Genomic DNA, 8,280 nt, shown 5'->3' with positions numbered 1-8,280 from the left:
GCGAACAACTCCTTCAGCAGGGCAGCCCTGCGGGTCGTGGAACCGGTCCCCGTGCTGGCAGCCAGCTCCTCGAAGGCCTGGTCCACCTCGACGATGGTGAGGGACGGGAGCGCCGCGGCCTCGTGATGAGTCCGGAAGATTTTAGCCACGCCGATGCCGATGCGCCCTTGGCGTATGGCTCCGGAGAGGTAGTTGGTGGCAATGGGTATCTCTTCGCATGGTAAGCGGCGCATACACTCGGCCAGCAGCCGGGTCTTTTGCTGCCGGCGGGAGGTCCTGCTCACTGCGTCGGAGGTGGCGATGAGTTCGTTGAAGAGCATAGGCTAACACCGAGTAGTTATGCAGGCTCTATCCCCACCGCCATCAGCTTCCTCTCGCCCTTCGGGAGAGGACAGGGGTGAGGGAAGCCTGGTACCTGTGTGGAGAGTTCCCTCACCCTAACCCTCTCCTGCGGGGAGAGGGGACTCTCGGACTACACGACCGCGGCAAGAATGGGAGGCGTAGGTGAATTCTGACCCTATCTTACCCCGATTCCGACTACTGCGACCCGCCGAAATTCGCCCAGCCTTACCCCGTCGGGCGTCCCTGCCGGCCACACTGGCAGGCGCGCTGCCGGACCGTGTATAATAGGGGCGTCAGCATAAATGCCCAAGTAGCAAGCAGTAAGCGCAGGATAGCGTCATGACTAAAAAGCATTGCTCGTTCACCATCATGACCTACAACGTCCATCGCCTGATCGGCAACGACCGCCATACCTCGGCCGCCCGCATCGCCGAAATCATCGAAGCCTATCATCCCGACATCGTCGCCCTGCAGGAACTTCCCGGGGGAAGGTACCGGCCGGAGGACCGCGGCACCACCCTGGCGCTCTCCCACGAGCTCGCCCTGCTGGAGAAGTCGCGTCAGCTCATCTACCTGGAGCGGGAGCGTAACGGCAACGTGGTGTACAGCCGTCACCCGATGCGACTGATCAGGGCGGGGGGACTGCATCCGGAAACCAGGAGGAGGTCGATCGTGCCGCGCGGCGTGCTCTGGGTGGAGATCGATATCTGCGGTCACAGGCTGCAACTCCTCAATACCCACCTGGGGCTTACCCCGCCCGAGCGAGCTTCGCAGACCAAGGTGCTGATGAGTTCCGAATGGCTGGGGCATCCCGACTGCCGGCCTCCCACCATCTTGTGCGGCGACTTCAACCTGCTCCCCAGTTCCCCGCTGCACAAGCGCCTCAAGGACATCCTCGACGACCGGCAGGAAGCTCTCACCCTGGGGCACACGGAGTGGACCTTCCCGAGCCATTACCCCATTGTCCGGTTCGACCATCTTTTCATCTCCCCCAACCTCACCGTGGAGAACCTGGAGATCCCCCAGACCAAGCTGACCCGCGTGGCCTCCGACCACCTCCCCCTCGTCGTCAAGCTACGGCTGGACTGAGCGAACGACTCCCTAAAGCCGCTATCGTCCGAAAGTCCCCTCTCCCGAAGGGGGGGGTAGGGAGGGGGAGCACCGCTGCAATAGCCACCATTGCTCCGTCTGAAAGCAGGACCACCGCAGGCATCGCCGACACAGTCCCCCCCTCCCAGCCTCCCCCCTTCGGGAGGAGGAGCCGTCGGACAGTCGCGCGGTAGAGTTCTGCAGTGATTAAAGTTTTCCTCCTTCCCCGCCGAAAAGATTCCATTAGTGACGGAGTACCATCCCCGGCGGCGGGAGAAGGAGAGCGAGCCATGAGCGAATATGTTGAAATGCCGGAAGACATGGAAATGGAGGAAGTTATTATCGAGAGGGTACTGCAGAGTACCGGGGCGTTGCTGGAGATCTGCGTGGTAAAACACGGGGTGCAGTACGAGGCGGCGCTCTTTTTCGACAAGAAGTACAAGCCTGGCCCGCCGCTGCCGCGCCCGTTGGAGTCACCCTCCGGGCAGTCGACCCACTGGATGGGGGTGCGTCCCAAGGTTGGGCTGACCCAGGAAGAGGCGGACAAGATCGTCTACGAGGTGAACGGCATAAACGCCCTGCACAGGATCCAGATGAAGGACAGCTGGGGAAATCTGCTGGACGCGGTGTAAGCCTACGGCTTTACCCCCATCCTCCTGCCCTCCCCTTGAAGGGGAGGGGGTGTTGTTGCTGGTGGAGAAGAGAAACGAGAAAAGGCCGCATCCCTTGTGGGACAGCGGCCTTTTTGCGTCTGCAACCTGCGCCTCGTCCTGCAGCCTGCGCAGCGTCCACCTTATTCAACGATGACAGGCACCTTTTGCCTAGGCGGCCTCCATCTCGTCCCCTCCCCTTCAAGGGGAGGGACAGGAGCTTGCCCGCCGTAGCCTTTAAGGCGAAGGCGGGTGAGGATGGGGTGCTTACATCTCCACCCGGGTCAATACCCCCTGCAGCCTGCTGGCGGGGAGCTTGTTGAACTGGACGAAGTTGGGGGTGAGTTTCTTGATCAGCGAGAACACCTTCCAGACCGGGTTGGCGGTCGCGATGTCCTCCACGCCGTAGAAGATGACTTTCTCCATGATGCCATTCTTCTTGAGCAGCCCCTCGATATCGATCACTTCCATGTACCCTGCGAAAATCTCGAAGGACTCCAGCCCGGCGCAACGGTCGGAGATCAGCCTGGCCCTGAGGCCGAACGGTTCGTCGGTCCTCATGATGGATATGAAGATGTTGCGCTCGTAGATGATGTTGCTGCGGATCATGCAGTGCACCACGTAGGGAGGCACCACCGCCCACTCGCGGGTGAAGAAGAGTCCGGTGCCGGGGATGGTCCTCCCCTTCGTGTAGATCTGCTCGTAGGAAAGGAGGAAGGTGTCGACGTCCAGCGGCCGGAGCGCCTTGTAGAGCGCGCGCTGCCCCTTGGTCCAGATCAGGATGGTGGTGAAGGGGACGCCGGCCAGGATCAGCGACCAGTAGCCGCCGTGCGGCAGCTTGTTCAGGTTGGCGATCAGGAAGATGGCATCAGCCACCGTCACGAAAAATGCGATGGGTACTTTCCACTTCTTCTTGGTGTGGGCAAAGATGATGGTCATCATGATGCCGGTGATGGTCATGGTCCCGGTCACGGCCAGACCGTAGGCCGCCGCCAGGTTCTCCGACTTCTCGAACACCAGCATGATGAAGATGACCAGCACCATCAGGAACCAGTTGACCGAGCCGATGTAGATCTGCGACTTCAGCTGGCTGGAGGTGTAGTCGACCTTCATGAGCGGCATGATCCTGGTGGTGATCCCCTGGTAGACGATGGAGAATACGCCGCTGATCAGCGCCTGCGAGGCAATCACGGTCGCCATGATGGTCAGGATCAGGAACGGGATGTAGAGGAGCTGCGACTCCCCCTGCACCATGCCGAACAGGGTGTTCTTGGCGTCGGGGTGCTTCAGCAGGAAGGCGCCCTGCCCCAGGTAGTTGATGACCAGCGCCAGGAAGACGAAGCACCAGGCCCGGATGATCGGCTTTCTCCCCAGGTGCCCCATATCGGCGTAGAGGGCCTCGCCGCCGGTCGCGCAGAGGATGACCTCGGAGAGCACGAAGAAGGCGGACAGTCCGTTGGTCATGAAGAATTTGATCGCGTACCAGGGGGAGACCGCCCGCACGATGGAGGGGTAGTCGCCGATGGCGATCAGGCCGGAGACGGTGAGCGAGATGAACCAGAGCACCATGAGCGGACCGAAGAGGCCGGCCACCTTGTCGGTACCCTTGAACTGGAAGACGAAGAGGGTGATGGCGATGCAGGCCGCGATCAGGATGAGGGTCCCCTGGCTGAGGCTTGCGCAGGCCGGGATCAGCACCAGACCTTCCACGGCGGAGAGGATGGAAATGGCGGGGGTGATGACCCCGTCGCCCAGAAGCAGCGATACCCCGACGAAGGAGAGGAAGCCGACCATGCCGAGGGAGCGCCCCCCCTTGAGCATCCGGACCAGGATCTCCTTCAAGACGATGGTCCCCCCCTCGCCTTTGCGTCCGAGACTCATGGCAAGCCAGGCGTACTCGACGGTAACGAGGATGATGAGGGTCCAGACGATGAGGGAGAGGATGCCGAGGATGTTGTCCAGCGTCGGCTTGGTGATGGCGAAGATGACCGTGAGGGTATATATCGGGCTGGTGCCGATATCCCCGAAGACGAGACCCATCGATTTGACGATGCCGCCCCAATAGGATTGCTGGTGTTGAGACATACTTTTTGGGGTCCTTGTAATGGTTCGGCAAGCGCGAAAATGCCGGCTCACACCCCCCGCCTGCCCCATTGAAGGTCGGAGGATGTGGTCGGCAGGGCTCTTATAGCACTACCCTTTGGTGATTACAATAGAAATCCCCCTTTGCGCTTGACATGACAATCTATTCCTTGTAGCTTAAATCGTTTCGCTGATGGCTTTATAAACAGTGGAGGCCGTACAAATGGAATACAAGGACACACTCAACCTGCCTCAGACCCAGTTCCCGATGAAGGGGAATCTCCCCCAGCGCGAACCGGAGATGCTGAAGCAGTGGGAACAGAACAAACTCAACGAAAAGGTTGACGAGACCGGCAAGGGGAGGCCGCAGTACATCCTGCACGACGGCCCGCCGTACGCCAACGGTCATATCCATATCGGCCACGCGCTTAACAAGATTCTGAAAGATATCGTGCTCAAGAGCAAGCGGATGAACGGCTTCGACGCCCCCTACATCCCCGGCTGGGACTGCCACGGTCTCCCGATCGAGCTGCAGGTCGAGAAGAACCTCGGCTCCAAGAAGCACGAGATGTCCAAGCTCGAGATGCGCAAGCTCTGCCGCGAGTACGCCCACAAGTTCGTCGCTATCCAGCGCGCCGAGTTCGAGCGCCTCGGTGTCCTGGGCGACTGGGAGCACCCCTACCTTACCCTGCACAACAGCTACGAAGGGACCATCGCCCGCGAGCTCGCCCGCTTTGCCGAAAACGGCGGCCTCTACAAGGGGAAGAAGCCGGTGCACTGGTGCTCCTCCTGCGGCACCGCGCTGGCAGAGGCTGAGGTCGAGTACGCCGACCACAAGTCTCCTTCCGTCTTCGTCAAATTCGCGGCCAAGGAAGACCTGGGCTCCGTGATCCCGGCCCTTGCCGGCAAGAAGGCCTCCGTGGTGATCTGGACCACCACCCCCTGGACCCTCCCCGCCAACCTGGCGGTCGCCATGCATCCGGAACTCGACTACGTGGCGCTCGACGTGAACGGCGAGATATTGATCGTGGCCGAAGGGCTCAAGGACAGCTTCCTCAAAGAAATCGGCGCGGAGGGCCAGGTGGTCGCCACCTTCAAGGCAACCGTGCTGGAGAAGAAGCTCCTCAAGCATCCCTTCTACGACCGCGACTCCATCATCCTGTTGGGCGAGCACGTCACCCTGGACGCCGGCACCGGCGCGGTCCACACCGCCCCCGGCCACGGACAGGAAGACTACGAGCTCGGTCTTAGGGAAGGGCTGGACATCTACAACCCGGTCGACAACCGCGGCCGCTTCTACGACAACATCGAGTTCTTCGCCGGCCAGTTCGTGTTCGACGCCAACAAGGCGGTGATCGAGAAGCTGACCGAGGTGGGGGCGCTGCTCACCTCCAAGGAGATCAGCCACTCCTACCCGCACTGCTGGCGCTGCAAGAAGCCGATCATCTTCCGGGCCACCGAGCAGTGGTTCATCTCCATGGAGCGAAACGGGCTGCGTGAGAAGTCGCTGGCCGAGATCAACAACGTGAACTGGATCCCGAAATGGGGCCGCGAGCGGATCTACGGCATGATCGAGAACCGCCCCGACTGGTGCGTCTCCCGACAGCGCTCCTGGGGCGTCCCCATCGCCGCCTTCTACTGCAAGAGCTGCGGCGAGGTGCTGGCCGACGGCAAGATCATGCACCACGTAGCCGACATCTTCAGCGAGCACAGCTCCGACGTCTGGTACGACTGGGATGCCGCCAAGTTCCTGCCGGAAGGGACCAAGTGCCCATCCTGCGGCAAGGGCGAGTTCGACAAGGAAACCGACATCCTCGACGTCTGGTTCGATTCCGGCGTCTCCTACGCCGCGGTCTGCGAACTCCGCGACAACCTGCGGGCGCCGGCCGACATGTACCTGGAAGGTAGCGACCAGCACCGCGGCTGGTTCCACTCCTCGCTTTTGGCGAGCGTGGGGACCCGCGGGCACGCCCCCTACAAGAACGTACTGACCCACGGCTTCGTGGTGGACGGCAGCGGCCGCAAGATGAGCAAGTCGGTGGGCAACGTGGTCGCTCCCGAGGACGTCATCAAGAAGTTCGGCGCCGACGTGCTGAGGCTGTGGGTGGCCGCGCAGGATTACCGCGACGACCTGCGCATCTCCCAGGAGATCCTGACCAGGCTCTCCGAGGCGTACCGCCGCATCCGCAACACCTGCCGCTACATCCTGGGGAACATCCACGACTTCAACCCGGAGACCGATAGCGTTCGGCTTTCAGACATGCCGGAACTCGACCGCTGGGCGATGCACCAGCTGGAGCTTTTGAAGGAGAAGGTGATCAACTCCTACAACGAGTGCGAGTTCCACATCCTCTACCACGCAGTGAACGGCTTCTGCACGGTCGAGATGAGCGCCTTCTACCTCGATATCCTGAAAGACCGCGTCTATACCAGCAAGAGCAGCTCGCTGGGCAGGAGAAGCGGCCAGACCGTCATGTACGCCGTGCTGGACGCCCTGGTGCGCATGATGGCGCCGGTCCTCTCCTTCACCGCCGAAGAGGTCTGGGCGGAGATGCCGGGCAGCCGCGAGGAGAGCGTGCACCTGGCGCTCTTCCCCGAGATGAACCCGGCCGCCAAGGACGAGGCGCTCGCCCAGCGCTGGGAGAAGATCATGAAGGTGCGCTCCGAAGTATCCAAGGCGTTGGAGCTGGCCAGGGTCCAGAAGGTGATCGGCCACTCGCTGGACGCCGCCGTTGCCCTCAAGGCCAGCGGCGAGACCGCGGAGCTCTTGAAAGAGTACGATCTGGCGGAAATCTTCATCGTCTCCAAGGCGTATGTCACTGATGTGCTTGAGGGCGAGGCGTACAAGGCGGAAGGCGTCGAGGGGCTGGAGATCGCGGTAGCCGCGGCTCCGGGCGACAAGTGCGAGCGCTGCTGGTGCTACAGCGAGGAGCTCGGCAAGGACGGGGACTACCCCACCATCTGTCCGAAGTGCCTGGCGGCCGTTAAGTAACTCTCGTTTGACGTAATTCCCCTCGCCCCTTTAGGGGAGAGGGTGCCCGAAGGGCGGGTGAGGCCCCTTTGTTATCGAGACTTCCCTCACCCTAACCCTCTCCCGGAGGGAGAGGGGACTCTAGAAAGCCTGAGGCATCGGACATACATGAAATCCAGATACATCATACTCATCGTGGTCTCAGCGCTGGTGCTGGTCATCGACCAGTTGACGAAGATCTACATCGACAAGAGCATGGCGCTGCACAGCTCCATCACGGTGATCGAGAACTTCTTCAACATCACCTACCTGCGCAACAAGGGCGCCGCCTTCGGGATCCTGGCCAACTCCAGCTTCCGGCTCCCCTTCTTCATCCTGGTGTCGCTGGTGGCGGTCTGCGTGATCGTGGCGGTCATCAGGAAGCTCAGGGAGGACCAGAAGTTTGCCGCCGTTTCGCTGTCGCTGATCTTCTCCGGCGCGCTGGGAAACCTGATCGACAGGATCCGGATGGGCGAGGTGATCGATTTCCTGGACGCCCATTGGTACGATCACCACTGGCCCGCCTTCAACATCGCCGACTCCGCCATCTGTGTGGGGGTTTTCCTGCTGGCTATCGACATGTATGTCGAGGAGAGGAAGAAGACGCCGCAGCAGTAAGGCTGACAGTCGCTACGGTAGAAACAGAAAGTCCCCTCGGAATCCCGAGGGGACTTTTTTTGTACCAGGTCCTAAAAGTCCCCCTTGATAAAGGGGGATTTAGGGGGATTTGCAGTTTGGCCATCATCAGGGATAAACGTCCAAAGCAATCCCCCCTGTCCCCCCTTTATCAAGGGGGGGACCAGGTTTGAGAGAGCCTACCAGGTGGTAGGAAGCTCCGAGGTGAGCAGATCTTTCAGCTCCGGCGGCAGGCGGCGGGCCTTCATCCCCTCCCCCACGCAGGCGAGGGTCACCTTGGCCTCCACCAGGAGCTTGCCGTCTTCCTTCCTGATCACCCGCTGCCCCGCAACGAAGGCGCTGTTGCGGACCTCGACGATGGTGGTCTCCACCTCGAGCAGGTCGTCCAGCCGCGCGGGGGCGCGGTAGTTGATATGGATGGAGACGACTGGGAAAATGATCCCCGCATTGTGCATATCGGCAACGGACAGG

The 8,280-nt window shown here is 61.3% G+C and carries 7 protein-coding genes; 4 read left to right on the top strand and 3 right to left on the bottom strand.

Going from position 1 to position 8,280, the window contains the following annotated elements; genetic code table 11:
• A partial coding sequence (locus VJ604_RS02030; protein ID WP_324079717.1) for an ATP-dependent DNA ligase occupies positions 1 to 320 on the bottom strand: 320 nt, incomplete at its 3' end.
• Positions 321 to 681: 361 nt separating this feature from the next.
• Between VJ604_RS02030 and VJ604_RS02025 the strand changes: the two genes are divergently transcribed.
• Positions 682 to 1,431, top strand: a complete 750-nt coding sequence (locus VJ604_RS02025) for an endonuclease/exonuclease/phosphatase family protein (RefSeq protein ID WP_324079716.1) — start codon at positions 682 to 684, stop codon at positions 1,429 to 1,431.
• 290 nt (positions 1,432 to 1,721) lie between these two features.
• Positions 1,722 to 2,063 (top strand): hypothetical protein, encoded by a 342-nt coding sequence (locus tag VJ604_RS02020; protein WP_324079715.1) that lies wholly within the window; start codon positions 1,722 to 1,724, stop codon positions 2,061 to 2,063.
• 285 nt (positions 2,064 to 2,348) lie between these two features.
• Here the strand turns inward: VJ604_RS02020 and VJ604_RS02015 are convergent, their stop codons facing one another.
• Positions 2,349 to 4,166 carry a KUP/HAK/KT family potassium transporter gene (locus VJ604_RS02015; RefSeq protein WP_324079714.1) on the bottom strand — a complete coding sequence of 606 codons (1,818 nt, stop codon included), beginning with the start codon at positions 4,164 to 4,166 and terminating at the stop codon, positions 2,349 to 2,351.
• A gap of 220 nt (positions 4,167 to 4,386) precedes the next feature.
• Between VJ604_RS02015 and ileS the strand changes: the two genes are divergently transcribed.
• Complete coding sequence (gene ileS / locus VJ604_RS02010; RefSeq protein WP_324079713.1) at positions 4,387 to 7,155, top strand: isoleucine--tRNA ligase; 2,769 nt, start codon at positions 4,387 to 4,389, stop codon at positions 7,153 to 7,155.
• Between the two features lie 147 nt (positions 7,156 to 7,302).
• A complete protein-coding gene (gene lspA / locus VJ604_RS02005; protein ID WP_324079712.1) occupies positions 7,303 to 7,791 on the top strand; it encodes a signal peptidase II in 489 nt (162 codons plus the stop codon).
• Between the two features lie 197 nt (positions 7,792 to 7,988).
• Here the strand turns inward: lspA and VJ604_RS02000 are convergent.
• On the bottom strand, positions 7,989 to 8,280 hold a 292-nt coding region (locus tag VJ604_RS02000; RefSeq protein WP_324079711.1), incomplete at its 5' end, for an acyl-CoA thioesterase.

Origin of the sequence: Geomonas sp. (assembly GCF_035254065.1) — a bacterium.
Lineage (GTDB): Bacteria > Desulfobacterota > Desulfuromonadia > Geobacterales > Geobacteraceae > Geomonas.
Note: the sequence above shows the minus strand (reverse complement) of the source record. Positions and strands in the feature narration are given on the sequence as shown.

What these genes read in the sequence shown, in the direction of transcription:
- VJ604_RS02025 (WP_324079716.1), top strand. Translation starts at nt 682, where the DNA reads ATGACTAAAAAGCATTGCTCGTTCACCATCATGACCTACAACGTCCAT.
- VJ604_RS02020 (WP_324079715.1), top strand. Translation starts at nt 1,722, where the DNA reads ATGAGCGAATATGTTGAAATGCCGGAAGACATGGAAATGGAGGAAGTT.
- VJ604_RS02015 (WP_324079714.1), bottom strand. Translation starts at nt 4,166, where the DNA reads ATGTCTCAACACCAGCAATCCTATTGGGGCGGCATCGTCAAATCGATG.
- ileS (WP_324079713.1), top strand. Translation starts at nt 4,387, where the DNA reads ATGGAATACAAGGACACACTCAACCTGCCTCAGACCCAGTTCCCGATG.
- lspA (WP_324079712.1), top strand. Translation starts at nt 7,303, where the DNA reads ATGAAATCCAGATACATCATACTCATCGTGGTCTCAGCGCTGGTGCTG.